This window comes from Enterococcus sp. AZ040, assembly GCF_050499185.1.
Classification (GTDB): Bacteria; Bacillota; Bacilli; order Lactobacillales; family Enterococcaceae; genus Enterococcus_D; species Enterococcus_D entomosocium.
The window spans coordinates 1-25,482 of sequence record NZ_JBMHEW010000001.1; the positions used below are offsets into that span (position 1 = coordinate 1).

General features: G+C 44.7%; 23 protein-coding genes. 19 read left to right on the forward strand and 4 right to left on the reverse strand.

What is annotated here, in order from left to right; genetic code table 11:
• The 14 genes from dnaA (at position 1) to IGK63_RS00070 (ending at position 16,274) form a co-directional block, all read left to right on the forward strand.
• Positions 1–1,338 (forward strand): chromosomal replication initiator protein DnaA, encoded by a 1,338-nt coding sequence (gene dnaA, locus IGK63_RS00005; RefSeq protein WP_005232925.1) that lies wholly within the window; start codon positions 1–3, stop codon positions 1,336–1,338.
• A 159-nt stretch (positions 1,339–1,497) separates the two neighbouring features.
• Complete coding sequence (dnaN, locus tag IGK63_RS00010; RefSeq protein WP_005226354.1) at positions 1,498–2,628, forward strand: DNA polymerase III subunit beta; 1,131 nt, start codon at positions 1,498–1,500, stop codon at positions 2,626–2,628.
• 222 nt (positions 2,629–2,850) lie between these two features.
• Positions 2,851–3,090: a S4 domain-containing protein YaaA gene (gene yaaA, locus IGK63_RS00015; RefSeq protein ID WP_008376781.1), complete on the forward strand. Its 240-nt coding sequence runs from the start codon at positions 2,851–2,853 to the stop codon at positions 3,088–3,090.
• Positions 3,077–4,189 (forward strand): DNA replication/repair protein RecF, encoded by a 1,113-nt coding sequence (gene recF, locus IGK63_RS00020; protein WP_005232923.1) that lies wholly within the window; start codon positions 3,077–3,079, stop codon positions 4,187–4,189. Before yaaA ends, recF begins: the two co-directional genes overlap by 14 nt.
• 5 nt (positions 4,190–4,194) lie before the next feature.
• Positions 4,195–6,144: a DNA topoisomerase (ATP-hydrolyzing) subunit B gene (gene gyrB, locus IGK63_RS00025; protein WP_005232922.1), complete on the forward strand. Its 1,950-nt coding sequence runs from the start codon at positions 4,195–4,197 to the stop codon at positions 6,142–6,144.
• A gap of 23 nt (positions 6,145–6,167) precedes the next feature.
• Complete coding sequence (gene gyrA, locus IGK63_RS00030) at positions 6,168–8,693, forward strand: DNA gyrase subunit A (protein ID WP_008376777.1); 2,526 nt, start codon at positions 6,168–6,170, stop codon at positions 8,691–8,693.
• A gap of 262 nt (positions 8,694–8,955) precedes the next feature.
• Positions 8,956–9,255 carry a 30S ribosomal protein S6 gene (rpsF, locus tag IGK63_RS00035; RefSeq protein WP_005226363.1) on the forward strand — a complete coding sequence of 100 codons (300 nt, stop codon included), beginning with the start codon at positions 8,956–8,958 and terminating at the stop codon, positions 9,253–9,255.
• A 43-nt stretch (positions 9,256–9,298) separates the two neighbouring features.
• Positions 9,299–9,823, forward strand: a complete 525-nt coding sequence (gene ssb / locus IGK63_RS00040) for a single-stranded DNA-binding protein (RefSeq protein ID WP_005232920.1) — start codon at positions 9,299–9,301, stop codon at positions 9,821–9,823.
• 23 nt (positions 9,824–9,846) lie between these two features.
• Positions 9,847–10,083 carry a 30S ribosomal protein S18 gene (rpsR, locus tag IGK63_RS00045; RefSeq protein WP_005226367.1) on the forward strand — a complete coding sequence of 79 codons (237 nt, stop codon included), beginning with the start codon at positions 9,847–9,849 and terminating at the stop codon, positions 10,081–10,083.
• A gap of 239 nt (positions 10,084–10,322) precedes the next feature.
• A complete protein-coding gene (locus tag IGK63_RS00050; RefSeq protein WP_016611674.1) occupies positions 10,323–11,771 on the forward strand; it encodes a DHH family phosphoesterase in 1,449 nt (482 codons plus the stop codon).
• Between the two features lie 15 nt (positions 11,772–11,786).
• A complete protein-coding gene (gene rplI / locus IGK63_RS00055) occupies positions 11,787–12,239 on the forward strand; it encodes a 50S ribosomal protein L9 (RefSeq protein WP_005226371.1) in 453 nt (150 codons plus the stop codon).
• A 108-nt stretch (positions 12,240–12,347) separates the two neighbouring features.
• The gene (gene dnaB / locus IGK63_RS00060; protein WP_005226374.1) at positions 12,348–13,718 is read left to right on the forward strand and encodes a replicative DNA helicase; all 1,371 of its coding nucleotides are present in this window, start codon (positions 12,348–12,350) and stop codon (positions 13,716–13,718) included.
• 247 nt (positions 13,719–13,965) lie between these two features.
• Positions 13,966–15,258 carry an adenylosuccinate synthase gene (locus IGK63_RS00065; RefSeq protein WP_005232916.1) on the forward strand — a complete coding sequence of 431 codons (1,293 nt, stop codon included), beginning with the start codon at positions 13,966–13,968 and terminating at the stop codon, positions 15,256–15,258.
• Positions 15,259–15,398: 140 nt separating this feature from the next.
• Positions 15,399–16,274 carry a DegV family protein gene (locus IGK63_RS00070; RefSeq protein ID WP_016611673.1) on the forward strand — a complete coding sequence of 292 codons (876 nt, stop codon included), beginning with the start codon at positions 15,399–15,401 and terminating at the stop codon, positions 16,272–16,274.
• Positions 16,275–16,373: 99 nt separating this feature from the next.
• Here the strand turns inward: IGK63_RS00070 and IGK63_RS00075 are convergent, their stop codons facing one another.
• Entirely contained in the window at positions 16,374–17,996 is a 1,623-nt protein-coding gene (locus IGK63_RS00075; RefSeq protein ID WP_005226380.1) for an ABC-F family ATP-binding cassette domain-containing protein, read from the reverse strand.
• A gap of 208 nt (positions 17,997–18,204) precedes the next feature.
• Here IGK63_RS00075 and IGK63_RS00080 point away from each other — a divergent pair, with 208 nt between their 5' ends.
• Positions 18,205–19,023, forward strand: a complete 819-nt coding sequence (locus tag IGK63_RS00080; RefSeq protein WP_005232914.1) for a ZIP family metal transporter — start codon at positions 18,205–18,207, stop codon at positions 19,021–19,023.
• Positions 19,024–19,080: 57 nt separating this feature from the next.
• Here the strand turns inward: IGK63_RS00080 and IGK63_RS00085 are convergent, their stop codons facing one another.
• Positions 19,081–19,284 (reverse strand): hypothetical protein, encoded by a 204-nt coding sequence (locus tag IGK63_RS00085; protein WP_008376766.1) that lies wholly within the window; start codon positions 19,282–19,284, stop codon positions 19,081–19,083.
• A 151-nt stretch (positions 19,285–19,435) separates the two neighbouring features.
• On the opposite strand from IGK63_RS00085, the gene IGK63_RS00090 reads away from it, so the two are divergent.
• On the forward strand, positions 19,436–19,837 hold the full coding sequence (locus IGK63_RS00090) for a DUF4809 family protein (protein ID WP_016611671.1): 402 nt from the start codon (positions 19,436–19,438) through the stop codon (positions 19,835–19,837).
• Positions 19,838–19,943: 106 nt separating this feature from the next.
• On the opposite strand, the gene IGK63_RS00095 is transcribed toward IGK63_RS00090, so the two are convergent.
• Positions 19,944–21,188 (reverse strand): glutamate-5-semialdehyde dehydrogenase, encoded by a 1,245-nt coding sequence (locus tag IGK63_RS00095; RefSeq protein WP_016611670.1) that lies wholly within the window; start codon positions 21,186–21,188, stop codon positions 19,944–19,946.
• A complete protein-coding gene (gene proB, locus IGK63_RS00100) occupies positions 21,185–22,000 on the reverse strand; it encodes a glutamate 5-kinase (RefSeq protein ID WP_034872095.1) in 816 nt (271 codons plus the stop codon). The genes IGK63_RS00095 and proB overlap by 4 nt, the downstream gene beginning before the upstream one ends.
• A 188-nt stretch (positions 22,001–22,188) precedes the next feature.
• Between proB and IGK63_RS00105 the strand changes: the two genes are divergently transcribed.
• The 3 genes from IGK63_RS00105 to IGK63_RS00115 all read left to right on the forward strand — a co-directional run bounded on the left by IGK63_RS00105 (position 22,189) and on the right by IGK63_RS00115 (position 25,416).
• Complete coding sequence (locus tag IGK63_RS00105) at positions 22,189–22,698, forward strand: dUTP diphosphatase (protein WP_005232909.1); 510 nt, start codon at positions 22,189–22,191, stop codon at positions 22,696–22,698.
• Between the two features lie 44 nt (positions 22,699–22,742).
• Entirely contained in the window at positions 22,743–24,113 is a 1,371-nt protein-coding gene (radA, locus tag IGK63_RS00110; protein WP_005226394.1) for a DNA repair protein RadA, read from the forward strand.
• Positions 24,114–24,276: 163 nt separating this feature from the next.
• A complete protein-coding gene (locus tag IGK63_RS00115; protein ID WP_005232908.1) occupies positions 24,277–25,416 on the forward strand; it encodes a PIN/TRAM domain-containing protein in 1,140 nt (379 codons plus the stop codon).
• The last annotated feature ends 66 nt before the right edge of the window (positions 25,417–25,482 follow it).

The window sequence follows — 25,482 nt, forward strand, 5'->3', positions numbered from 1 at the left end:
ATGCCATCTGCTGATTCTATTTGGCAAGATCTTCAACGTTCCTTTAAAGAAGAGCTGAATCCGGCCAGTTATAGTGCTTGGATCGAGACTGCCAATGTCTTGTCGTTTGAAAAAAATCAGCTGCTGATCGAAGTACCCAGCGATCTTCATAAATCTTATTGGGAAAAAAATCTAGCTGCCAAAATTGTTGAAATGGGATTTATGAAAACTGGTGAAGAATTGATTCCTAGTTTTGTGACTGTCGAAGAAGCAGAAGCTTTAAAAACAGCCCCTTCTACTATTCAAACAGCTGCAAAAGAAAACGAGCGGCCGCCGAAATCGATCTTAAATGAAAAATACACATTTGATACCTTTGTCATCGGGAAAGGCAATCAGATGGCCCACGCTGCTGCTTTAGTTGTTGCAGAAGATCCTGGGTCTATTTATAATCCGCTGTTCTTCTATGGTGGCGTTGGTTTAGGGAAAACCCACTTGATGCATGCGATCGGTCATCAAATGTTGCTGAAACGTCCCAATGCCAAAATCAAGTATGTTAGTAGTGAAAATTTCACCAATGATTTCATTACTTCTATTCAAAAGAACAAAATGGAAGATTTTCGAAACGAATACCGCAATGTTGATCTTTTGCTGGTGGATGATATTCAATTCTTAGTCAATAAAGAAGGAACCCAAGAAGAATTCTTTAATACCTTCGAAGAACTGTATCGCAATAATAAACAGATCGTCCTCACAAGTGATCGTTTGCCAAATGAGATCCCGACTTTACCAGAACGTTTGGTTTCCCGTTTTGCTTGGGGCTTGTCCGTTGATATCACCCCGCCGGATCTAGAGACGCGGACTGCGATTTTGCGGAAAAAAGCCGAAGCCGAACGCTTGGAGATCCCCGACGATACGCTAAGTTATATCGCTGGACAGATCGATTCAAATATCCGGGAACTTGAAGGAGCACTCGTGCGGGTGCAAGCTTTTGCTACGATGCAAAACTCAGACATTACAACGAGCTTGGCAGCTGAAGCCATCAAAGCCTTGAAATCAAGCCATGGCTCGACCCAAGTTTCGATTTTGCAGATCCAAGAAGAAGTCGCAAAATACTATCACATTCATGTCAATGATCTAAAAGGGAAAAAACGGGTCAAAGGCATCGTTGTCCCACGGCAGATCGCGATGTATCTCTCTCGAGAATTGACCGATAGTTCTTTACCAAAAATCGGTGGCGAATTTGGTGGCAAAGACCATACCACGGTCATTCATGCCCATGAAAAAATTCAGCATTTAGTCGAAACAGATCCCACGATCAAAAATGAGATCGCTGAAATCAAACAAATTCTCTTCAGCTGATCTGTGGATAAGAAAAGAAGAACCAAAAAAGTTGTCCACAAGTTATTCACAGGCATTTTCGTTAGTCTAATCACTCTTTTCTCGAGTTATCCACATTACTAACAAGCCTATTACTACTATTACTTTTATTTAATAACTATAAATTAAAGGAGTATCGCTATGAAGCTAACTTTAAACCGAACAGAGTTCATGCAAGAATTACAAACTGTCCAACGGGCGATTTCAACCAAAACCACCATCCCGATCTTAACCGGAGTAAAATTGTCCCTTTCAGAAAAAGGATTGACCATGACTGGGAGCAATGCCGATATTTCCATTGAAACTTTTTTAAGTGTGGAAAACGAAAAAGCGCAAATGCAAATCGAAAAAACAGGAGCAATCGTTTTACAAGCACGTTTCTTCAGCGAAATCGTTCGTCGTTTGCCTGAAAGTACCTTAACGTTAGAAGTTTTAGACAATAATCAAGTAGCGATCACTTCTGGAAAAGCTAACTTTACCGTCAACGGCTTGGATGCCGATAGTTATCCACATTTACCAGTTGTCGAAAGTCAAGATTCGATCGAGATTCCAGCGCACGTGTTGAATAAGGTTGTTAGTGAAACGGTCTTTGCGGTTTCGCAACACGAAAGCCGTCCAATCTTAACTGGGGTCCACTTTGTCTTAGAAAATCAAAAATTATTAGCTGTTGCGACGGACTCACACCGTTTGAGTCAACGGGTGATTCCCTTGGAAAGCGGGGAAACAGCCTTCAATATCGTGATTCCCGGCAAAAGCCTAACGGAACTTTCTCGTTCCTTAACAGATGAAGAAGAAGCGATCCAAATCAGCATTATGGATAACCAAGTATTGTTCCAAACGAAAACTATGAAATTCTATTCTCGTTTATTGGAAGGAACTTACCCAGATACCAACCGTCTGATCCCTTCAAGCTTCAATACTGAAATTGAATTTTCTGTGCCAGAATTGTTACAGGCTATCGAACGGGCGTCATTGCTTTCCCATGAAGGCCGTAACAACATCGTTCGTTTGGCGATCTCCGAGGAAGCTGTTGTCTTATATGGAAACTCACCAGAAATCGGGAAAGTGGAAGAAGACCTTTCTTTTGAAAAAGTGACCGGCGACCCATTAGAGATCTCTTTCAATCCTGATTATATGAAAGCTGCACTACGAGCATTTGGTGACACCAGCATCGTGATCCGCTTTATCTCAGCGATCCGTCCCTTTACGTTGGAGCCAACAGAGAGCAAAGGCAGCTTTATCCAGCTGATCACACCGGTGCGCACCAACTAGTTTTTCATGTCTTTTGAAAAAAGTTGAAACAATCATCTGAAAATGAATAAATGAGTTAAAAGGGCTTAAAATCGTTTTTAAGCCCTTTTTTCTATTTTGGCTTCTTTTTTGTCTAAAAGCAGTAAGTCTTCTGAGAATGAAAAATATGCCGATGAATTTGTTTTCTTGGCAAAAAAAGAGTATAATAGAGCTAAACGCTCTTTGATAGAATTGAGGGGAATTATGAAAATGCAAATACCGTTAGAAACGGAATATATGACACTTGGACAAATGCTCAAAGAAGTCAGTGTGATCAGCAGCGGCGGCCAAGCGAAATGGTACCTTGCAGAGCACACCGTTTTTGTCGACGGCGAGCCGGAAAATCGACGAGGGCGCAAATTGTATGCGGGAATGCGTGTTGAGCTACCTGATGAAGGTACTTTTTTTATGGTGAAGAAGGAAGACGCAGATGCGGCTGAATGAGTTGCATTTAAGCAATTATCGGAACTATGATTCGCTGACACTGACTTTTGAGAAAGGTCTGGTCATTTTTTTAGGCGAAAATGCGCAAGGAAAAACCAATATTTTAGAAAGTATCTATGTATTGGCGATGACCAAAAGCCACCGCACCTCCAGCGAGCAAGAACTTATCCGTTGGGACACGGAAGGTGCGCGGATCTCTGGCAGTGTCAGTCGGGGACGCTCAACGATCCCGTTAGAACTGTTTTTGTCAAAAAAAGGACGAAAAACGAAAGTAAACCACATTGAGCAAAAAAAGCTCAGTAGTTACATAGGGCAGCTGAATGTCATTTTATTTGCTCCAGAAGACCTCTCCCTTGTAAAAGGAAGTCCCCAAGTCCGCCGCAAATTTCTCGATATGGAAATTGGGCAGATCGATCCAATTTATCTCTATGATCTCGTTCAATACCAATCCGTTTTGAAACAGCGCAATCAATACTTAAAACAGCTGAATGAAAAAAAACAGACCGATGAGATCTATTTAGATGTTTTGACGGAACAGCTGGTGGCTTTCGGCAGTAAAATCATTTTAGCCAGACAACGGTTTGTTCAGCGCTTGGCGTATTGGGCAAATCAGCTGCACCAAAAGATCAGCCAAGGAAAAGAAACCTTGCAGATCGACTATTTATCAAATGTGCCCGGTGAGGCGACCTCGCTGGAGGAGATCCAACAGCAATTTGTCAAAGCCTTGGCACAAGTCAAAGACCGTGAACGATTTCGGCAAGTCACGTTGGCAGGCCCCCATCGAGACGATCTGGATTTTTTGATCAATGAGAAAAATGTTCAGACCTTTGGTTCGCAAGGACAGCAGCGAACAACGGCCCTAAGTGTCAAATTGGCAGAAATTGATTTGATGAAAGAAGAAACAGGGGAATATCCCGTCCTTTTATTAGATGATGTCATGAGTGAGCTGGATGATTCCCGACAACTGCATTTATTGGAAACCATTGAAGGAAAAGTTCAGACCTTTCTGACAACAACGACATTAGAACATGTAAAAGACAAAATGTCTGTGGAAGCAGAGATTTTTTATGTAGAGCAAGGACATATTAAAGGAGAATAGACTGAATGACAGAAGAAGAAAAAAGCTTAGTTGAACGTGCGAAAGCCTATGATGCCAGTCAGATCCAAGTGCTGGAAGGACTAGAAGCCGTCCGCAAACGACCTGGGATGTACATTGGTTCTACCAGTTCAGAAGGTTTGCACCACTTAGTATGGGAAATCGTCGATAACTCGATCGACGAAGCACTAGCAGGCTTTGCCTCAAGTATTCAAGTGATCATTGAACCAGATAATAGTATTACGGTCGTCGATGACGGTCGGGGGATCCCCGTTGATATCCAAGCCAAGACAGGCCGTCCAGCGGTAGAAACCGTCTTTACGATCCTGCATGCCGGCGGGAAATTTGGCGGCGGCGGCTACAAGGTTTCCGGCGGACTTCATGGGGTAGGTTCCTCCGTCGTTAATGCGTTGTCCACGACTTTAGACGTAAAAGTCTATAAAGAAGGCAAAGTGTATTATCAAGAATACCATCGTGGAGCAGTCGTTGATGACTTAAAAGTGATCGATGAAACCGACCGCCACGGAACGACCGTCCACTTTGTTCCAGATCCAGAGATCTTTACGGAAACAACGGAATTCAATTTTGATAAATTAGCGACGCGGGTTCGGGAATTAGCCTTCTTGAACCGTGGTTTAAAAATCTCGATCGAAGACAAACGGGAAGAAAAACCCGTTTTGAAAGAATATCATTACGACGGCGGGATCAAGAGCTATGTGGAGCATTTGAATGCGAGTAAAACAGTGATTTTCCCAGATCCGATCTATTTAGAAGGAGAACAACAAGGAATCACGGTTGAAGTCTCCATGCAATATACCGATAGCTACCATAGCAACCTGCTAAGTTTTGCCAACAACATCCATACCTATGAAGGCGGAACCCATGAATTCGGGTTTAAGACTGCCTTGACCCGGGTGATCAATGATTACGCCCGCAAGTCAAAATTGATGAAAGAAAACGACGAAAACCTGACCGGAGAAGATGTTCGGGAAGGCTTGACGGCGGTTATCTCCATCAAGCATCCAGATCCTCAGTTTGAGGGACAAACGAAAACCAAATTAGGAAATTCCGAAGTGCGGACAGTCACCGATCGTCTCTTTTCCGAACATTTCACGAAATTCTTGATGGAAAACCCGAATGTGGGTCGTCAAGTCGTGGAAAAAGGACTTTTGGCATCAAAAGCCCGTCAAGCAGCCAAACGTGCCCGGGAAATGACTCGCCGAAAAGGTGCGTTAGAAATCAGTAACTTACCTGGGAAATTAGCCGACTGTTCCAGTAATGATCCAGAAAAATGCGAATTGTTTATCGTCGAAGGAGATTCTGCCGGCGGTTCAGCAAAACAAGGCCGCAGTCGGGAATTCCAAGCGATCTTACCGATCCGTGGGAAGATTTTAAATGTCGAAAAAGCCAGCATGGACAAAATCTTAGCAAACGAAGAGATCCGTTCATTGTTTACGGCAATGGGTACCGGGTTTGGTGCTGATTTTGATGTAGCAAAAGCCCGTTACCACAAGCTAGTCATCATGACCGATGCCGATGTCGATGGTGCCCATATCCGGACCCTACTCTTGACGCTGTTCTATCGTTATATGCGTCCCATCGTTGAAGCCGGTTATGTCTATATCGCACAACCGCCATTGTACGGTGTCAAACAAGGGAAAAATATCCATTATATCCAACCCGGCAAGAATGCCGAACAAGATTTGAAAAATACGATTGAATCACTACCTGCGACACCAAAACCAACAGTTCAACGATACAAAGGTCTAGGGGAAATGGATGACCACCAGTTATGGGAAACCACGATGGATCCTGACAATCGGATGATGCTGCGGGTCAGCGTAGATGATGCCATTGAAGCCGATCAAATTTTTGAAATGCTGATGGGGGATCGCGTCGAACCAAGACGGGCCTTTATCGAAGAAAACGCGCACTACGTGAAAAATCTTGACATCTAGCCAATCGTAGAGGAGGAAACAGCTTGAGTGAAGAAGCAAAACAAAATATTCATGACGTCAATCTGACCAGTGAAATGCGCGAGTCCTTTATCGATTATGCAATGAGTGTAATTGTTGCTAGGGCTTTACCAGATGTGCGGGATGGCTTAAAGCCGGTTCACCGCCGAATTTTATATGGAATGAATGAATTAGGGGTCACACCAGACAAGCCCCATAAAAAATCAGCCCGGATCGTCGGCGATGTCATGGGGAAATACCATCCCCATGGTGACAGTGCGATCTATGAATCAATGGTGCGGATGGCACAGCCCTTCAGCTATCGCTACATGTTAGTCGATGGCCACGGAAACTTTGGCTCAGTCGATGGTGACGGTGCCGCTGCGATGCGGTATACCGAAGCCCGCATGAGCAAACTGGCGATGGAGATGCTGCGGGACATCAACAAAGATACTGTTGATTTCCAAAGCAATTATGATGATACAGAACGAGAACCAGCGGTATTACCAGCACGCTTCCCGAACCTTTTGGTCAACGGGACGACGGGGATCGCTGTTGGGATGGCGACCAATATCCCGCCTCATAACTTGAATGAAGTTATTGCAGCCATCGATCTATTGATGGAAAATCCAGAAGTCACGACAAGTGAATTGATGGAAGTCCTGCCGGGACCAGATTTCCCAACCGGCGGGATCGTCATGGGAAAATCCGGTATTCGCCGTGCCTATGAAACAGGGAAAGGTTCGATCACTGTTCGCGGAAAAGTCGAAGTGACTGAAATGCCCAACGGTAAAGAACGGATCTTAGTGACTGAATTGCCGTATATGGTCAATAAAGCGAAGTTGATCGAGCGGATCTCTGAGCTGCACCGTGACAAACGGATCGAAGGAATCACCGATCTGCGGGATGAATCGTCTCGTGAAGGCATGCGGATCGTTATCGACGTTCGTCGCGACGTCAGTGCGTCGGTGATCTTAAACAATCTCTACAAAATGACTGCACTGCAATCTTCTTTTGGCTTTAATATGTTAGCCATTGAAAAAGGCGTGCCGAAGATTTTGAGTTTGAAACGAATTTTAGAAAATTACATCGAGCATCAACAAGAAGTGGTAACTCGTCGGACACAGTTTGATAAAAACAAAGCAGAAGCCCGTGCCCACATCTTAGAAGGGTTACGGATCGCATTGGATCATATCGATGAGATCATTGCTTTGATCCGGGCATCAAATTCTGATGATGAAGCAAAAAATAGCATGATGGAGCGCTTCAAATTGTCCGATCGCCAAGCGCAAGCAATTTTAGATATGCGTTTGCGTCGCTTGACCGGTTTGGAACGCGACAAGATCGAAAACGAGTACCAAGGTTTGTTAGAATTTATCGCTGATTTGACAGACATTTTAGCAAATCCACAACGAGTCCTAGAGATCATCCAAACGGAGTTGCAAGAATTAGGCCAACGCTTTGGCGATGATCGCCGGACTGAATTATTGGTTGGGGAAGTCTTAAGTCTTGAAGATGAAGACTTGATCGAAGAAGAAGAAATCGTCATTACTTTGACGAACAATGGATACATCAAACGAGTAGCTAAGTCTGAATTCCGTGCACAACGTCGCGGCGGACGTGGCGTTCAAGGAATGGGGATCCACGATGAAGACTTCGTGAAGACGTTGATTTCTTGTTCGACTCACGACACATTACTGTTCTTCACCAATAAAGGGAAAGTTTACAAAGCCAAAGGCTATGAAATTCCTGAGTATGGTCGGGCAGCCAAAGGTATCCCTGTGATCAATCTGCTAGGGATCGATTCTAGCGAACGGATCGAAGCGATCATTTCGGCTTCTGGTGGGCCTCAAGAAGGACGCTACTTGTTCTTCACGACGCGTCTAGGTGTGGTCAAACGGACCTCAGTGACGGCCTTTTCAAATATCCGTGCCAATGGTCTGATTGCGATCGGTCTTCGGGAAAATGATGAGTTGGTTAACGTGATCGAAACCCATGGCGAAGATGTCGTGATCATCGGCACCCACGATGGCTACTCTGTGACTTTCAAAGAAGCCCTTGTTCGGGATATGGGCCGAACAGCTGCTGGTGTGCGAGGTATTCGTCTAAGAGATGGAGACTACGTCGTAGGTGCCGCTGTGATCACAGAAGACAGTGAAGTCTTGGTCATCACTGAGAACGGCTATGGCAAACGCACCAAAGGCTCTGAATACCCAATCAAAGGTCGTGGCGGAAAAGGGATCAAAACAGCCAATATTACGGCGAAAAACGGTCCATTAGCCGGCTTGACGACGGTCAGCGGTGAGGAAGACATCATGGTGATCACCAATAAAGGCGTCTTGATTCGTTTCAATGTAGCGACTGTTTCCCAAACTGGTCGGGCAACCTTAGGGGTTCGTTTGATGAAGATGGAAAACAATGCCAAAGTAGTGACGATGGCAACGGTTGAACCGGAAGTCGAAGAAGAACTAACGACTGCCGAAGAAACAGCGGGACAAGACGTGCCAGTTGTGGAAGAAACAACGGAAGACACCACGGATACACAAGAATAAGCAATACATTTTCTAGGAAGACAGCAACCTGCGAACCTGCAGCTTGCTGTCTTTTTACTCTTTTTCAAAAAATCGGCAGCAGCTGACGTATTTATCAGTGTAAGCGATTGTTTGCGGTGATGGGTAGATGCAGGGACGCAAAAAATAGCTTGCAGTAGGGACGAAAAAAGTGTATAATAATTATTTGTGAGTAGTCTAATTAGACCACTCTCTCTGCTCCTAGAAAACTAGGGGCCAAAGTCCACAGGGAGGTGAAAAATCAATGGAAAACACGAAATATGAGATCTTATATATCATTCGTCCAAACATTGATGAAGAAGCAAAAGCCGCATTGATCGCTCGTTTTGACTCAATCTTAACTGATAACGGCGCTGAAGTTATCGAATCAAAAGATTGGCAAAAACGCCGTCTAGCGTATGAAATGGATGGATTCCGTGAGGGTATCTATCACATCGTTAAAGTTTCTTCTTCAACAACTGCAAGTGCAATCAACGAGTTTGACCGTCTTGCGAAAATCAATGATGACATTATCCGTCACATGATTGTCAAAGAAGAAGCATAATATTGTTTCACATGAAACAAAAGCGATGAGGAGATGATGAACTTTGATTAATAATGTTGTACTAGTAGGAAGACTAACCAAAGATCCTGATTTACGTTACACTTCTAATGGCACTGGTGTCGCAACCTTTACCTTGGCGGTAAATCGCAATTTTACCAACCAAAGTGGAGAGCGCGAAGCTGATTTCATCAACTGTGTTATTTGGAGAAAACCAGCGGAAACATTAGCAAACTATGCACGCAAAGGAACTTTATTAGGGGTTACTGGACGTATTCAAACCCGTTCATACGACAACCAACAAGGCCAACGTGTTTATGTAACAGAAGTCGTTGCTGACAACTTCCAATTATTAGAATCGCGAAATGCTTCCGAGCAAAGACGCACAACTGATAGCGGATCTGGCAGCAGCAATACGTATAACTCAAATAGTTCTTCTGGATTTGGTAACAATAACTCAAATCAAACTCAATCCTCTCAACCATCAGGAATGCCTAATTTTGATCGAGACAACTCCGATCCATTCGGAAACTCATCAATCGACATTTCAGACGATGATTTACCATTCTAAGAAATTGATAGGAGGGAAATAGGATGGCACAACAAAGAAGAGGCGGACGCAAACGTCGTAAAGTAGACTACATTGCTGCAAACCATATTGAACATATCGATTATAAAGATATTGAATTACTAAAACGTTTCATTTCAGAACGCGGTAAAATTTTACCACGTCGTGTAACTGGTACTGGTGCGAAAAACCAACGCAAACTTACCATTGCAATCAAACGTGCGCGTATTATGGGATTACTTCCATTCGTAGGCGAAGAATAAATCGAATGATTTTCATTGACAAGTTTCTTTTGAAGCTTGTCAATTTTTTTATCTACTGAAGAAATACTTGTTATTTTATATACAGATAAAATAACGAGTGACAGAAATTTTCCCATGATTATCTCATCAAAAAAGTTTCACGTGGAACTTTTTGCATCAATCGCCTATTTGATTGTTTTGTGGTAAAATAAGGAACAAAGCTTCAAAAAAATGGGATGATACATTGAGGGGTAAAAAAGATGGCAGCAATTGGGTTGATTTCAATTGATAATTACGATGATTTGATTGAGAAAAAAGACGACAAACAAGTTTCTTATTTGAACTCGCTGATCACGACACTGATTTCTGATTGGGCAAGTGAGAATCATGTTTTTTACAAACGAATCAATTCCGAGCGGTTTCTTTTCGTCGCGAAGTATTCAGATATTGAGCGGATGAAGGAAGAAAAATTCCAATTTTTGACTAGAGTACGGCAAGTTGCGGAAAAAAATGATCTGGCATTAACGATCAGTATGGGAATCTCCTATGGGGAAGAGTCTTTTGAAGAGATTGGTGAAGTGGCACAAAACAATCTCGACATTGCGTTAGTTCGTGGCGGCGATCAAGTCGTTTTAAAAGAAGCCAAAGAAGAAGCAAAACCGCAATTCTTTGGCGGTAATACGGATGGTACGCCGAAGAGAACGCGTGTTCGTTCTCGTGCCATGAGTACGGCGTTGAGAAAGATTTTTGCTGAAAACCAGCGGATCTTTATCATGGGTCATCGTTACCCGGACATGGATGCTTTAGGTTCGGCTTTTGGGGTGGCTTACATGGCGATGATGAGCGACAAAGAATGCTACATCATTTTAAATCCGAAAGAGATCACCGCCGACATTCAGCGGGCATTGGAAGAATTGAAAAAATACCCCGAGCTGGAACGATTTGTGATCAGTGGGGAAGAAGCAGTCAATTTATCAAATGAAGAAAGTGTCTTAGTGATGGTAGATTACCATAAGCCGTCGATGTCGATCTCGCAAGCGGTCTATGATGAATTTGACAAAATCGCAGTGATCGATCACCATCGTCGCGGGGATGAGTTTCCCGATAAGCCATTATTGACGTATATTGAATCTTCCGCGTCTTCAGCATCGGAACTGGTAGCAGAATTGATCCAGTATCGCGCTTCTCGCAGATCGCAAGTCCCTAAATTTATTACGACTTCTTTATTAGCGGGAATCTACGTGGATACGAAGAACTTCACGGTGCGAACCACTGGTCGGACCTTTGATATTGCTGGCTATTTGAAAAATCAAGGCGCAGATACGTCATTGGTTCAATACATGTTGAGTACGGATTTAGATTCCTATTTGATGATCAGTGAACTGGTTTCTCGCAGCCAGCATTTCCGAGAAGATATCGTGATTGCTGCAGCGGATGAAGATCGGGTGTACGATAGTGTCACCGTTGCAAAAGCGGCCGATACTCTGCTATCGATCAATGGGATCCATGCCGCGTTTGTCATTACGAAACAGCCAGGAGATTTGATCGGTATTAGTGCTAGAAGTACCGGAAAAGTCAATGTACAAACCTTGATGGAGGCATTAGGCGGCGGCGGACATTTTACCAACGCAGCCACGCAAATAAAAAACAGCAGCATTGGCGATGTAGAAAACCAGTTGCGAGCGGAATTAACGAAAAATGAACAATAACAAGGAGTGACCAAGATGAAAGTTATTTTCTTACAAGATGTCAAAGGCAAAGGCAAAAAAGGCGATATCAAGGAAGTCCCTAATGGCTACGCACAAAACTTCCTGATCAAAAACAACTTAGCCAAACCTGCCAACAATGAAAGCATGGCAGAATTAAAAGGCAAACAAAAAGCCAAAGAAAAACAAGATGCGGAAGTCTTAGCAGAAGCGAAAGAGTTAAAAGCACTTCTTGAAAAAGAAGAAACCGTCGTGAAGATCAATGCCAAAGCAGGGGAAGATGGCCGCTTGTTCGGTTCGATCCCATCAAAACAAATTGCCGATGCCTTGAACAAGCAATACAAAATTAAGATCGACAAACGCAAAATCGAATTGGATCAGCCGATTCGTGCATTAGGGTTTACGCAAGTACCTGTAAAATTGCACCCACAAGTAACAGCAACGATCAATGTTCATACCATTCAAGAATAAGCATTACTCCCAACAGTCACATGTTGGGGTTTTTTTCGGCAAACGTCCAAGCAATCTTGTACTTTGGATGGGAATCTTGTAGAATGAATGGACGAAGGAGCGAATGGCATGAATGAAGTTTGGCAAAATCAAGTTCCCCCACAAGATATTGAAGCGGAACAAGCGGTCCTAGGGGCAGTCTTTTTAGATGCCGATGCGATCATCGATGCAATGGAAGTAATCGCCCCAGAAGATTTTTATCGCCGCAGCCATCAAATAATTTTTCAAGCAATGATCCAGTTGAACGACCGTAGTGAATCGATCGACTTGATTACGTTGAAAGCAGAAATTGAAAAAAGCAACAGTCTTGAAGATGTTGGCGGTCTGACGTATCTGACTGAACTGAGTCAAGCTTCACCATCAGCAGCAAGTATTGCTTATTATGCGAAGATCGTTGACGACAAAGCCACGCTGCGCAATCTAATCCAAACAGCGAGCCGTATCGTAACCAAAGGCTTTGAACAAGATGAAGATGTACAATCGATCATTGATCAAGCAGAAAAAAGTATTTTAGAAGTATCCGAAAAGCGCAACAGCAATGGCTTCCAATCGATAGCGGAAGTCTTGAATCGGACGATCGAAACGATCGATCAGTTGGCGCAAAACAACGAAGAAATCACCGGATTACCTACGGGTTATGCGGCTTTAGACAAAATGACGGCGGGGCTGCAAAAAGAAGAGCTGATTATTCTCGCTGCCCGCCCCGCGGTAGGGAAAACCGCGTTTGCCTTGAATATCGCGCAAAATGTCGGAACGAAAACCGATCGTTCCGTAGCGATCTTTAGTCTGGAAATGGGGGCTGAATCATTGGTCAACCGGATGCTTTGTGCGGAAGGCTCGATTGAGGCTAGTCACTTGCGGACGGGGCAGCTCTCAGAAGAAGAATGGCGGAATTTGATCGTTGCCATGGGCAGTCTTTCTAACGCCAATATCTATATCGATGATACCCCCGGGATCAAGATCTCTGAGATCCGGGCGCGTTGTCGGAAACTGGCGCAAGAAAAAGGCAATCTCGGCTTGATTTTGATCGACTATTTGCAGCTGATTGAAGGAACGGGTCGCGAAAACCGCCAACAAGAAGTCTCTGAGATCTCTCGCCAATTAAAGAAACTGGCGAAGGAATTGAAAGTGCCGGTGATTGCACTGTCTCAGCTTTCTCGGGGTGTGGAACAGCGACAAGACAAACGTCCTGTTTTAAGTGATATCCGGGAATCAGGGTCGATCGAGCAGGATGCCGATATCGTTGCTTTCTTGTATCGGGATGACTACTACCGCAGTGAAGGCGACGATGACGATGAACCAGAAGAACAACAAAACAACAATGTGATCGAAGTCATTATTGAAAAAAACCGGAGTGGTGCCCGGGGGACGGTCGAACTTCTATTCATCAAAGAATACAATAAATTCTCCTCGGTCTCGCCACGAGAAGAGTTCGGGTAAGACACCAATTATTTGAAAAACAATGGCTCCTGCTGCCGTCTGCATTGCGCTGATGGTAGTAGGGCTTTTTTTATGTGTCGACTTTATTCGTTTTTACGTGTATAAATAATTATTCCAAAGAAAATAGTTCGTTTTTTACCCCTGAAAAATGAGAATTTAAAACGATTATTCGATTTTAGATTGAAAGAGCTTGCGAATCTTGTTACAATACTTAAGGAATGCACTAATTAAAGAAAGAGGTCATTATATGTCATCTGTAGTAGTAGTAGGTACACAATGGGGCGATGAAGGTAAAGGAAAGATTACGGACTTTTTGAGTGAAAACGCGGAAGTCATTGCACGTTATCAAGGTGGAGACAATGCCGGCCATACGATTAAATTTGACGGTGTGACCTATAAACTGCATTTGATTCCTTCAGGGATCTTTTATGCAGATAAAATCAGTGTCATTGGAAACGGGGTCGTTGTGAACCCGAAATCATTAGTTAAAGAATTAGCATACTTGAAAGAAAACAATATAATAACAGAAAACTTGAAGATCTCTGATCGTGCACATGTTATTTTACCTTACCATATCCATTTGGATCAGCTGCAAGAAGATGCCAAAGGTGACAACAAGATCGGTACGACAATCAAAGGGATCGGACCAGCCTATATGGATAAAGCAGCCAGAGTCGGCATTCGGATCGCTGATCTTTTAGACAAAGAAATTTTTGAAGAACGTCTGCGTATCAACTTAGAAGAAAAAAATCGTCAATTCGTGAAAATGTTTGATGCAGAGCCAATCGCCTTTGAAGATATTTTTGAAGAGTATTACGAATATGGCCAACAAATCAAAAAATATGTGACGGATACTTCGGTGATCCTTAACGATGCCTTAGATGAAGGCAAACGAGTTTTATTTGAAGGGGCACAAGGCGTGATGCTGGATATCGACCAAGGAACCTATCCTTTCGTAACGTCATCCAACCCCGTTGCTGGAGGTGTCACCATCGGTAGTGGTGTGGGCCCTTCAAAAATCAACAAAGTCGTTGGTGTCTGCAAAGCCTACACCTCTCGGGTAGGAGATGGTCCATTCCCAACGGAACTGTTTGATGAAACAGGTGAACAAATTCGTAAGATCGGTCGTGAATACGGGACAACGACAGGACGACCTCGTCGTGTGGGCTGGTTTGATACCGTCGTGATGCGCCATTCAAAACGGGTCTCAGGGATCACGAACCTATCCCTTAACTCGATCGATGTCTTGAGCGGCCTAGAAACCGTGAAAATCTGTACCGCTTATGAACTAGACGGCGAATTGATCTATCATTACCCAGCAAGCTTGAAAGAGTTGAACCGCTGCAAACCAGTCTACGAAGAACTTCCTGGTTGGTCTGAAGACATTACTGGCTGCAAAACATTGGCAGATCTGCCAGAAAATGCACGCAATTACGTTCACCGCATCTCTGAATTAGTCGGTGTCCGCATTTCGACCTTCTCGGTAGGGCCAGACCGCAGCCAAACCAACATCTTAGAAAGTGTTTGGGCGCAAATTTAACCTGACGCGAAAGCATCAGAACAAGACAAAGAACTTCTGTGTCAGAAGCGGTCAACGATAAGTTTGGCTGCTTTTGATGAGAATTTCTTCTGTCTTGTTCTTTTTTTGCTATAATAGGGGGTAACGAGAGGGGTGAAACCATGTTTCAAATCATGACAGATTCCTGCTGTGATTTACCAGCAGCAAGATTAGCGGAGCTAGATGTCGCCTATATTCCAATGCTGATTGAATTAGATGGCAAAGAATATATCGATGATATGGGCAAAGAATTTGATACGGAATGGTTTTTAGGAAAACTAAAAGAGCATGCGCAACCGACGACTTCTCAAATCAATGTCGGACGTTATATGGAATATTTTCGGCCATATGTCGAAGCGGGCACACCGGTCCTTTATTTAGGTTTTTCTTCAGGAATGAGCGGCTCATTCCAAAGTGCCGTCCAAGCCGTAGCCTTACTAAAAGAAGAATACAAAGAAGTCGCGATCACCTTGATCGATACGCGCTCTGCTAGTTTAGGCGAAGGCTTCTTAGTTGCTGAAGCAGCCCAACAAAAAGCCCAAGGGCGTTCGTTGCTGGAAGTCAGCCAATGGGTAGAAGAAAATAAACTGCGTTTAGATTCATGGGTCACCGTCGATGATTTAAAACAATTGGAACGCGGCGGCAGAATCTCTAAAACAGCCGCAGCGATCGGTGGATTGTTGAATGTGAAACCAATCATTACCGTAGATACCGCGGGAAAATTACGCAGTGTTGATCGAGTGCGGGGACGCAACAAAGCGATCCAAAAAATCGTGGATCAAACCATCGCCAATCTTCACGAATCAAAAACCAATACGGTTTATTTTGCCAATGCTGGCGATGCCGAAGCAGCGGAGAAAGTCATCAAGCGTTTGACCGAAAAAGTTCCTGACATTATTATTCATCATTATCCATTAGGTCCAACGATCTCCAGTCATACCGGCTACGGCTGCTTGGCGCTGTTTTCATTCGGCAAAGCCCGTTTAGAACAAGCGTAACCTGCCCAACATGCCCGAAGTATTAGACAAAATAAAAAGAACGCTCCAGTTGCAGCCTTGGTGGCAGGCAACTGGAGCGTTCTTTTTTGTAGAAGCAGCTTATTGATTCATTTCTGCTACGCGTTTTTGGACATCTTTGTTTTCTAAGAATTCATCGTAGGTCGTTTCGGCACGATCCACCACGCCTTTGCTAGAGACCGCAATGATACGGTTCGCAAGGGTTTGAATAAATTGGTGGTCATGAGAAGCAAACAACAATGAGCCGGTGAAGGCCATCAAACCATCGTTTAATGCGGTGATCGATTCTAAGTCCAAGTGATTGGTTGGATCATCCAACACCAATACGTTGGCTTTTGAAAGCATCATTTTCGACAACATGCAGCGAACTTTTTCGCCCCCGGAAAGAACGTTGACGGGTTTTAATACTTCATCACCAGAGAATAACATGCGACCTAGGAAGCTGCGCAAGAAGGTATTGTCGTCTTCTTCTTTGCTTGCGTATTGACGCAGCCAATCAACGATCGGGGTATCCGTATCGAATTCGCTGGTCGTATCTTTTGGCAAGTAGGCATGCTGCGTGGTGACGCCCCAACGAACACTACCTGTATCAGGAGTGATTTCCCCCATGATGACTTTGAATAGCGTCGTGGTGGTGATATCGCTATTGGCAACAAAAGCGACTTTGTCGTCTTTATTCAAGGTGAAAGAGATATTGTCTAAAATCTTTTTGCCGTCGATCGTCACACTGACATTGTCGACTTGCAGCAAGTCATTCCCGATTTCACGTTCTGGTTTAAAACCAACAAATGGATAACGGCGGGACGAAGGTTGAATATCATCAAGGGTGATTTTATCCAACATTTTTTTCCGAGACGTTGCTTGTTTGGATTTTGATGCATTGGCACTAAAGCGTGCGATAAAGTCTTGCAGTTCTTTGATCTGCTCTTCTTTTTTGGCATTTGATTGTGATTGTAATTTCGCCGCTAATTGGCTTGATTCCAACCAGAAATCATAGTTGCCGACAAACAATTTGATTTTGCCGAAGTCTAGATCGGCCATATGGGTACAAACTTTATTTAAGAAGTGGCGGTCATGGGAAACAACGATGACAGTGTTGTCAAAGTTGATTAGAAATTCTTCTAACCAGTTGATAGATTGGATATCCAATCCGTTGGTAGGCTCATCTAGGAGCAAGACGTCTGGCTTACCGAAAAGGGCTTGTGCGAGCAAGACTTTTACCCGTTGACCAGCAGTTAGATCTTTCATCAAGACATGATGCAATTCATCGGGAATGTTCAGGCCTTGCAAAAGAACGGCTGCTTCTGGCTCTGCTTCCCAACCATCAAGTTCCGCAAATTCGCCTTCTAGTTCGGCGGCACGAATCCCATCTTCATCAGAAAAGTCTTCCTTCATGTAGATCGCGTCTTTTTCTTTCATCACTTCGTAGAGACGTTTATGGCCCATGATGACCGTTTCGATCACTGGAAACTCTTCGTAATCATAGTGGTTCTGTTTCAAGACAGCCATCCGTTCATCAGGACCTAAAGAAACGTTCCCGGTCGAAGGTTGGATCTCACCAGATAAAATTTTTAAAAAAGTTGATTTACCAGCACCATTTGCACCAATCAAACCATAACAATTACCAGGCGTAAACTTAATATTAACATCATCAAACAGTTTGCGGTCTGAAAAATGCAAACTTACATCACTTACTGTAATCAATTCTTTTCCTCACTTTATATAAATTGACATGGAGTCTCCTAGCATTATAGCGATGAATGTTGAAACTTTCAAGTAAAGCCGAGGATTTCATCGGGAAAGGCTTAGGGCTGGTGAAAGAAAAATTTTGGCTGCTGCTGCCTTCCTAGTAGAACCTGACGGCTTCCTATGCTAGAGTATTGGTAGAATAGTCAGACAAAGGAGCAGACGAATGGTGGATTGGTTGGTTGGATTGTCGCCATGGCAGCAAGCGCTGGCGGGGACGATCTTTACGTATGGTATGACGGCGCTTGGGGCAGCGCTAGTCTTTTTCTTCAAAGAAATCAATAAAAATGTCCTGAATACAATGCTGGGGTTTGCCTCTGGAGTGATGATCGCCGCTAGTTTCTGGTCGTTATTAGATCCTGCGATCGCACGAGCCGAAGAAAATGGCGACATTCCGTGGCTGGTGGTCAGTATCGGGTTTGGTTTGGGCGGTTTGTTTCTTTATGCAGCAGATAAGACACTCCCACATATGCATTTTGGTCCGAATCATGAAACAGAAGGATTGCCTAGTCATTTGAAGCGAACGATCTTGCTGGTTTTTTCCATCACACTACATAATATCCCGGAAGGCTTGGCGGTAGGGGTAGCGTTTGGGGCGGCGGCTAGTGCTGATGATCCGCGAGCTGCGATCTTAGCAGCACTTTCGGTAGCGATCGGGATCGGGATCCAGAATTTTCCAGAAGGCGCAGCCGTTTCGATCCCCTTGCGCCAAGAAGGGTTAAGCCGAACCAAAGCCTTTATGTATGGGCAAGCATCTGGGATCGTTGAACCGATCGCGGGTGTGATCGGGGCTTTGTTGGTAACGAGTATGTCCGCTGTCTTGCCGTATGCGTTGGCTTTTGCAGCGGGTGCTATGATTTATGTGGTGGTGGAAGAATTGATTCCAGAAGCGCAGCAAACCTTGACGAGTCGCCGCCATTTTGCGGTCTTTGGCGTCATGTTAGGCTTTATCTTAATGATGGTTCTAGATGTCGCATTAGGCTGATGGATAGAAAAAACCACCTGACTCTTGGAAAGTCAGGTGGTTTTGGTTTTCCTGCAATTAACGATAATATTTTCTTGGTTTTTGGCGAATCGAGGTTAACCAGCGAACGATCAAAACGGCCAGCAGTAAAGGAATCCCGAAACGGAAGATCAATCCGATCAACCCACCAACAATGCCTAATACGACAGATAAAACAAGAGATGCTGCGATTAAAACTGCCACGACAGTAACGATTCTTCCTAATAAACTTTCTGTATTCATAGCGACTCCTCCTAGACTTTTTTTCTTATCCTTAGCATAGCAAGAAGGAAGAAGAAAAACATCCAACTTAAGGCGGAATAATTGCTCCGCCGTGGGCCATAGGTTTTGTGATAAACTAAACATGAAGCATTCATGAAAGGAGACGAAACGAATGAACGTAGAAATCCTCACGAGCCAAGTCATCACAGAAGGAGGGTGCAATGCCTGTTTGCCTTATGAACTCAATACCTTCATGCTGCAGCTGCCAGATGGTCGTTGTTTTTCGCTAGAAAACTTGGATGTTGCTTCCTTGGTGATGCCCATAGCTCAAATCAATCAGTGGCAAACTCGCTTATTATTGGAAGAAGACGAAGGGCTGATCTATCGCAAAGGAACACAAGAAGTGATTTTTGTAGAAGGCAGCCGCCAGGATACGTTTTCCAGCAAAGGACAGACGATTGCTTGTCCGAAAAAGAGTTGTGAAGCAGACGTTTTTGCCACAACCAATCGGGTGCTGACAGAATTGTTTGGCATCGACCCGCTTTCCTTCGTTTTGCGGGCTGCACAAGCATAAGAAGACGCAAAAACAACCCCTTGCACGGGTGTACCGACCTCCAAAAGTTCGCTTTTGATCGAACTTTTTGGGGGACACTACAGCAGGGGGCTGTTTTTGCATATCGTTAATTACGGATCTGTCCTTCGCCATAAATAATGTATTTGGTGGAAGTCAGTGCTTCTAACCCCATTGGCCCACGGGCATGTAGTTTTTGCGTCGAGATGCCGATCTCGGCACCAAAGCCAAACATAAAGCCATCCGTGAAACGGGTCGAGGCATTGACGTAAACCGCCGCCGCATCAACTTCTTTCAAGAAGCGTTGGGAAGCGAAATAATCATCAGTGATGATCGCTTCGGAGTGCTTCGTATTGTAGCGATTGATGTGGGCAATGGCTTCTTCTAGCGAAGCCACCACTTTGATGCCTAAGATATAGTCTAAAAACTCGGTTGCCCAGTCCTCTTCAGTGGCAAGCTGTGCATTGTTTAAAAACGCCAATGCTTTTTCATCTCCTCGCAATTCGACTTGATTGGCAAATTGCTGTTCTACCATTGGCAAAAATTCCGCTGCCACTGCTTCATGGACGAGGATCGTTTCGATGGCATTGCAGACAGAAGGGCGTTGCGTTTTTGCATTCGTGACGATCGCCAGTGCCATCGGCAGCTGGGCGGCTTGATCGATGTAGATATGATTGTTGCCGGTGCCGGTTTCGATCACTGGTACTGTGGCGGTCTCTTTGACGCGACGAATCAAGCCGGCGCCCCCACGGGGGATCAAAACATCCAAGTAATCCGTCAGACGCATTAGTTCAGCCGCTGTTTCGTGGCTCGTGTCTTCGATAAACTGGATCGCATGGCGGGAGTGTCCATTGGCAGCTAATGCCTCTTGTAAAATAGTCACGAGGACTTGATTGGAGTGGAAGGCTTCTTTTCCACCACGCAAAATCACGGCATTTCCTGATTTGAAACACAGACTAGCGGCGTCAGTGGTGACATTAGGACGAGCTTCGTAGATGATGCCGATGACCCCTAAAGGCACCCGCTGTTGACCAATCAAAAGATCGTCAGCATTGCGCCACATTTTATCCACGGCACCGATTGGATCGGGCAATTGGGCGACTTCTCGGATGCCGTTAGCCATCTCTGTGATCCGTTGTTCTGTCAGCAACAGTCGATCCAGCATCGTTTGGCTGGTTCCTTTGGCTTTTGCGGCAGCTAGGTCTTGTTGATTAGCAGCTAAAATCGTCTCAGTAGCTTTTTCTAAAGCATCGGCCATCGCTACCAGTAGGTGATTTTTTTCACTGGCACTCAGTAAGCTTAATGTCTGGGCGCTTGCTTGAGCTTGTTGACCGATCGTTTGCAAGTTGCTCATTGCTCATCCTCCGTTCGTTGATAAAAGTGGGTGCCGACAGGTTCCCCTGCGAGCAAGTCAAAAATAATTTTCGGCTGCTTGCCGTTAGCGAGCAGCATGTGACTGTTCACGTCTAAGATGCGTTGGGCGGCTTTTAGTTTACTGGTCATACCGCCGGTTCCATAAGGACTGCCTTTTCCCGTAGCTTGTTCTAAAAGTTCCGGGGTGATTTCATTGATCTCGGAATACAAAACGGCATCAGGATCATTCAGCGGATTGGCGGAATAAAAGCCATCGATATCAGAAAGCATGATCAAAAGCTCGGCTTTCGTCAACTGAGCGACGATCGCTGACAACTGGTCATTGTCGCCAAATTTGGTGAGATGGTCCAATTCATCTACTGCCACCGTGTCGTTTTCATTAATGATCGGGATGATCCCCATCGTAAGTAGTTGCTCTAAGGTGTTGCTAACGTTTTGACGGCTTTGGGGAAATTCGATGATGTCTCTGGTCAGCAGAATTTGTGCAGTCTGCTGGCTATAGCTTTGAAAACGCTGGTTGTAGATCGTCATCAGTTCCGATTGGCCAACGGCGGCCACGGCTTGCTGCTGTGGAATCTCCACGGGTCGTTCTTTCAAATTTAACTTGTTCATGCCAACACCGATCGCCCCGGAAGAAACTAAGATGATTTCTTTGCCTTGGTTTTGCAAAGCTGCTAAGACAAAGGCTAATTCATCGATGCCAGCTAGATTGATGGCACCATTGGGATAAATCAACGAGCTGGTGCCGATTTTTACAACGATTCGGTTTTTGTTTGAAAGATCTGCGCGCATATGCCACCGCCTATTTTTTGATATTTTTTCTATTGTACTCGCAAACGGGCGTTTCGTCATGCTCTTTTTTCTTTTTGAGCTATTTTAAACGAAGAAATTGTAAAGACTTTTCGATAATTGTGTTTTCCATGAAGAAAATAGTTCTTCCTATGCTAAAATAGCTATATGTTTTATTATTGGAGGAACCCATGAAATTACGAGGATTTGAAATTATTACATCATATAAAGAAAAAAGCATCACCTTGCCTCAACGTGCCACCCATCATGCGGCTGGTTATGACTTTGAAGCCGCGGAAGAAATCGTGGTGCCAAGCATTTGGAAAGCGGGCGTGATCGATGGGGTCAAAGCGCTTTTTGCGAAAGAGACCGCAAAACAGTTGAAGCCAACCTTGATTCCCACTGGGATCAAAGCCTATATGGGGGAAGACGAGTATTTGCAGCTGACAAATCGTTCCAGCAATCCTTTGAAACGTTTCTTAGTCTTGACGAATGGTGTCGGCGTCATCGACAGCGATTACTATGACAATCCAGATAATGAAGGGCATATTATGTTCCAGTTTACTAATTTCGGCCCCACAGATGTCGTCATTAAAAAAGGCGAGCGGATCGGCCAAGGAATTTTCTTGCCGTTCTTAAAAGCTGATCAAGATACAACCACTGCCAGCCGAACCGGCGGCTTTGGCTCCTCGAATCAGTAAATCCTGCCTGGGGGTCTGTTTGATAGAAGTAGTGGAGGAGATCAATGGCAAAAAAAGCAAAAAGTCAATTTGTCTGTCAAAATTGCGGGTATAGTTCCCCTAAATATTTAGGAAAATGCCCCAATTGCGGCAGCTGGAATTCAATGGTAGAAGAAGTGATCCAAGAAACCGCTGATCGTCGTGTACGTACGACATTGACGGGGCAAAAGATGCAGCCGACGAAAATTGCCGATGTCGTACCGAAAAAAGAACCGCGGGTCCAAACGAAACTCGCTGAGTTGAATCGCGTCTTAGGCGGCGGCGTGGTCCCAGGTTCCTTAATTTTGATCGGTGGGGATCCCGGGATCGGAAAATCGACGCTGCTCTTGCAAGTTTCCCAGCAATTAGCAGCGATCGGCGGAACGGTCTTGTATGTGTCAGGAGAAGAAAGTGCCGAGCAGATCAAAATGCGGGCGCAGCGCTTAGGCGCCATCGACACGGAATTTTATCTCTATGGGGAAACGGACATGTCAGAGATCAGTAAAGCGATCGAAAACATCCGCCCAGATTATGTGATCATCGATTCGATCCAAACCATGACCCAACCGGATATCACCAGTGTGGCAGGCAGTGTCAGCCAAGTGAGAGAAACGACCGCAGAATTGCTGAAAATCGCTAAAACCAATGGCATCGCCATCTTTATCGTTGGCCACGTGACGAAGGAAGGCTCGATCGCAGGACCGCGGATGCTGGAGCACATGGTGGATACCGTCTTGTATTTCGAAGGCGAAAAGCACCACAGCTTTCGGATTTTGCGGGCCGTCAAAAACCGCTTTGGGTCCACCAATGAGATCGGGATTTTTGAAATGGAAGAAGGCGGGTTGAAAGAAGTCGCCAATCCGTCACAAGTCTTTTTGGAAGAACGCTTAGAAGGCGCAACCGGATCGGCGATCGTAGTGGCAATGGAAGGCAGTCGGCCAATCTTGGTGGAGATCCAAGCACTGGTCACGCCAACGATGTTCGGCAATGCCAAACGCACGACGACGGGGCTAGACTTCAACCGGGTCTCGCTGATCATGGCGGTTTTAGAAAAACGGGCAGGTTTGCTGCTGCAAAATCAAGATGCCTACTTAAAAGCAGCCGGCGGGGTCAAATTAAATGAACCCGCGATCGATCTAGCAATCGCTGTTAGTATCGCCTCCAGCTATAAAGAAAAAGGCACCAGCCCGACGGAGTGTTTTATCGGTGAAATTGGCTTGACGGGTGAGATTCGCCGAGTCAATGCGATCGAACAACGGGTCAAAGAGGTGCAGAAACTGGGCTTTACAAAAGTTTATTTGCCTAAAAACAATCTGACTGGTTGGCAGCCGCCAAAAGGCATCGAAGTCGAAGGCGTGTCTACCTTAGCCGAAACCTTACGGAAAGTCTTCCGTTAAAGTGGAGTCACTGCAAGAGAAAGGGGCAATCTCCCTTCCTCTTGCCCTGACGCTGCTGGTTCATTCATTGAACCAACCGACAGCCGCTGACTGGTGGAAGGAGTCAGTTTGGCAGCACGGATTTTTGAACAAAAGAAACCTACTGGAGTATGGAGGAACATGTATGCAGAAACGAGTCATTACCGCACTAATGGTACTTGCCGGAGCAAGTCTAGGGATCTCACTGATGCCCATCGCATGGCAAGCCATTGGGCAAACCCAAAATGAATGGCTGAATAATAACATCACTAATAGTTTGCTTGGAGCCCTTATTTTCTTTTTATTATCTTTACTATTAGCGAAATATATTGCAGCCGGTATTCGCAAAATTGAAGAAAAACTAAGTGAATTGAGCTTAACCTATCTCTTGTTTGGCGCAATTGGTTCGATCATCGGTCTGATGATCGGTGTGATCGTGTCGATTCCTTTTTACAATTGGGATATTCCTTTTATCAACGGGATCGCCCCAATCTTAGTGATGGTCCTGTTAGGGTATCTCGGTTTTCAGATCGGGACGACACGGATCGATGAATGGAAAAAAGTCTTTGCCCCGAAAAACAAAAAGGCAGAGCCTCAAGAGCAAGATGAACAGCAGATGCTAGAAAGAAAAATCGCGGACCATTTCCACAAATACAAAATTTTGGATACCAGCGTGATCATTGATGGCCGGATCTATGATATTGCCAAAACCGGCTTTTTGGAAGGCGTCCTGCTGATCCCGAATTTCGTTTTGTATGAATTGCAATACATCGCAGATTCTGGCGATAGTTTGAAACGGGTCCGGGGCCGTCGCGGCTTGGATATTTTGAATGCTTTGCAAAAAGAAGAAGGCATCGCAGTTGAGATGTACGAAGGCGATTTTGAAGACATTTCCGAAGTCGACAGCAAGCTGATCAAGTTAGCGAAATTGCTGGATGGTGTCGTTGTGACTAATGACTACAACTTAAACAAAGTTTCTGAATTTCAAAATGTGCCGGTCTTGAATATCAATGCGTTGGCCAATGCGGTCAAACCAGTGGTGATTCCAGGAGAAAGCATGCACGTCTTAGTAGTGAAAGCTGGCACGGAGCGGCAGCAAGGGGTCGCTTATCTAGATGACGGGACGATGGTCGTGGTGGAAGATGGCCAGCATTACATGAATGAACACATCGAAGTGATCGTCACCAGCGCCTTGCAAACGGCAGCTGGGCGGATGATTTTTGCCAAACCAGCCCATTCTGGTCGCGGCATCGACAACAAAGAAGGATCGAAATCAGAGAAATAATCCTAGGCAGCTGGCGTAAAATATGCCAGCTGCCTTTACTAATTGGGTTATTGATTGTACAATTCA

Excerpts from the sequence above, each read along its gene's own strand:
- dnaA (WP_005232925.1), top strand. The coding sequence starts at position 1 with ATGCCATCTGCTGATTCTATTTGGCAAGATCTTCAACGTTCCTTTAAA.
- dnaN (WP_005226354.1), top strand. The coding sequence starts at position 1,498 with ATGAAGCTAACTTTAAACCGAACAGAGTTCATGCAAGAATTACAAACT.
- yaaA (WP_008376781.1), top strand. The coding sequence starts at position 2,851 with ATGAAAATGCAAATACCGTTAGAAACGGAATATATGACACTTGGACAA.
- recF (WP_005232923.1), top strand. The coding sequence starts at position 3,077 with ATGCGGCTGAATGAGTTGCATTTAAGCAATTATCGGAACTATGATTCG.
- gyrB (WP_005232922.1), top strand. The coding sequence starts at position 4,195 with ATGACAGAAGAAGAAAAAAGCTTAGTTGAACGTGCGAAAGCCTATGAT.
- rpsF (WP_005226363.1), top strand. The coding sequence starts at position 8,956 with ATGGAAAACACGAAATATGAGATCTTATATATCATTCGTCCAAACATT.
- rpsR (WP_005226367.1), top strand. The coding sequence starts at position 9,847 with ATGGCACAACAAAGAAGAGGCGGACGCAAACGTCGTAAAGTAGACTAC.
- IGK63_RS00050 (WP_016611674.1), top strand. The coding sequence starts at position 10,323 with ATGGCAGCAATTGGGTTGATTTCAATTGATAATTACGATGATTTGATT.
- rplI (WP_005226371.1), top strand. The coding sequence starts at position 11,787 with ATGAAAGTTATTTTCTTACAAGATGTCAAAGGCAAAGGCAAAAAAGGC.
- dnaB (WP_005226374.1), top strand. The coding sequence starts at position 12,348 with ATGAATGAAGTTTGGCAAAATCAAGTTCCCCCACAAGATATTGAAGCG.
- IGK63_RS00065 (WP_005232916.1), top strand. The coding sequence starts at position 13,966 with ATGTCATCTGTAGTAGTAGTAGGTACACAATGGGGCGATGAAGGTAAA.
- IGK63_RS00070 (WP_016611673.1), top strand. The coding sequence starts at position 15,399 with ATGTTTCAAATCATGACAGATTCCTGCTGTGATTTACCAGCAGCAAGA.
- IGK63_RS00080 (WP_005232914.1), top strand. The coding sequence starts at position 18,205 with ATGGTGGATTGGTTGGTTGGATTGTCGCCATGGCAGCAAGCGCTGGCG.
- IGK63_RS00085 (WP_008376766.1), bottom strand. The coding sequence starts at position 19,284 with ATGAATACAGAAAGTTTATTAGGAAGAATCGTTACTGTCGTGGCAGTT.
- IGK63_RS00090 (WP_016611671.1), top strand. The coding sequence starts at position 19,436 with ATGAACGTAGAAATCCTCACGAGCCAAGTCATCACAGAAGGAGGGTGC.
- IGK63_RS00095 (WP_016611670.1), bottom strand. The coding sequence starts at position 21,188 with ATGAGCAACTTGCAAACGATCGGTCAACAAGCTCAAGCAAGCGCCCAG.
- proB (WP_034872095.1), bottom strand. The coding sequence starts at position 22,000 with ATGCGCGCAGATCTTTCAAACAAAAACCGAATCGTTGTAAAAATCGGC.
- IGK63_RS00105 (WP_005232909.1), top strand. The coding sequence starts at position 22,189 with ATGAAATTACGAGGATTTGAAATTATTACATCATATAAAGAAAAAAGC.
- radA (WP_005226394.1), top strand. The coding sequence starts at position 22,743 with ATGGCAAAAAAAGCAAAAAGTCAATTTGTCTGTCAAAATTGCGGGTAT.
- IGK63_RS00115 (WP_005232908.1), top strand. The coding sequence starts at position 24,277 with ATGCAGAAACGAGTCATTACCGCACTAATGGTACTTGCCGGAGCAAGT.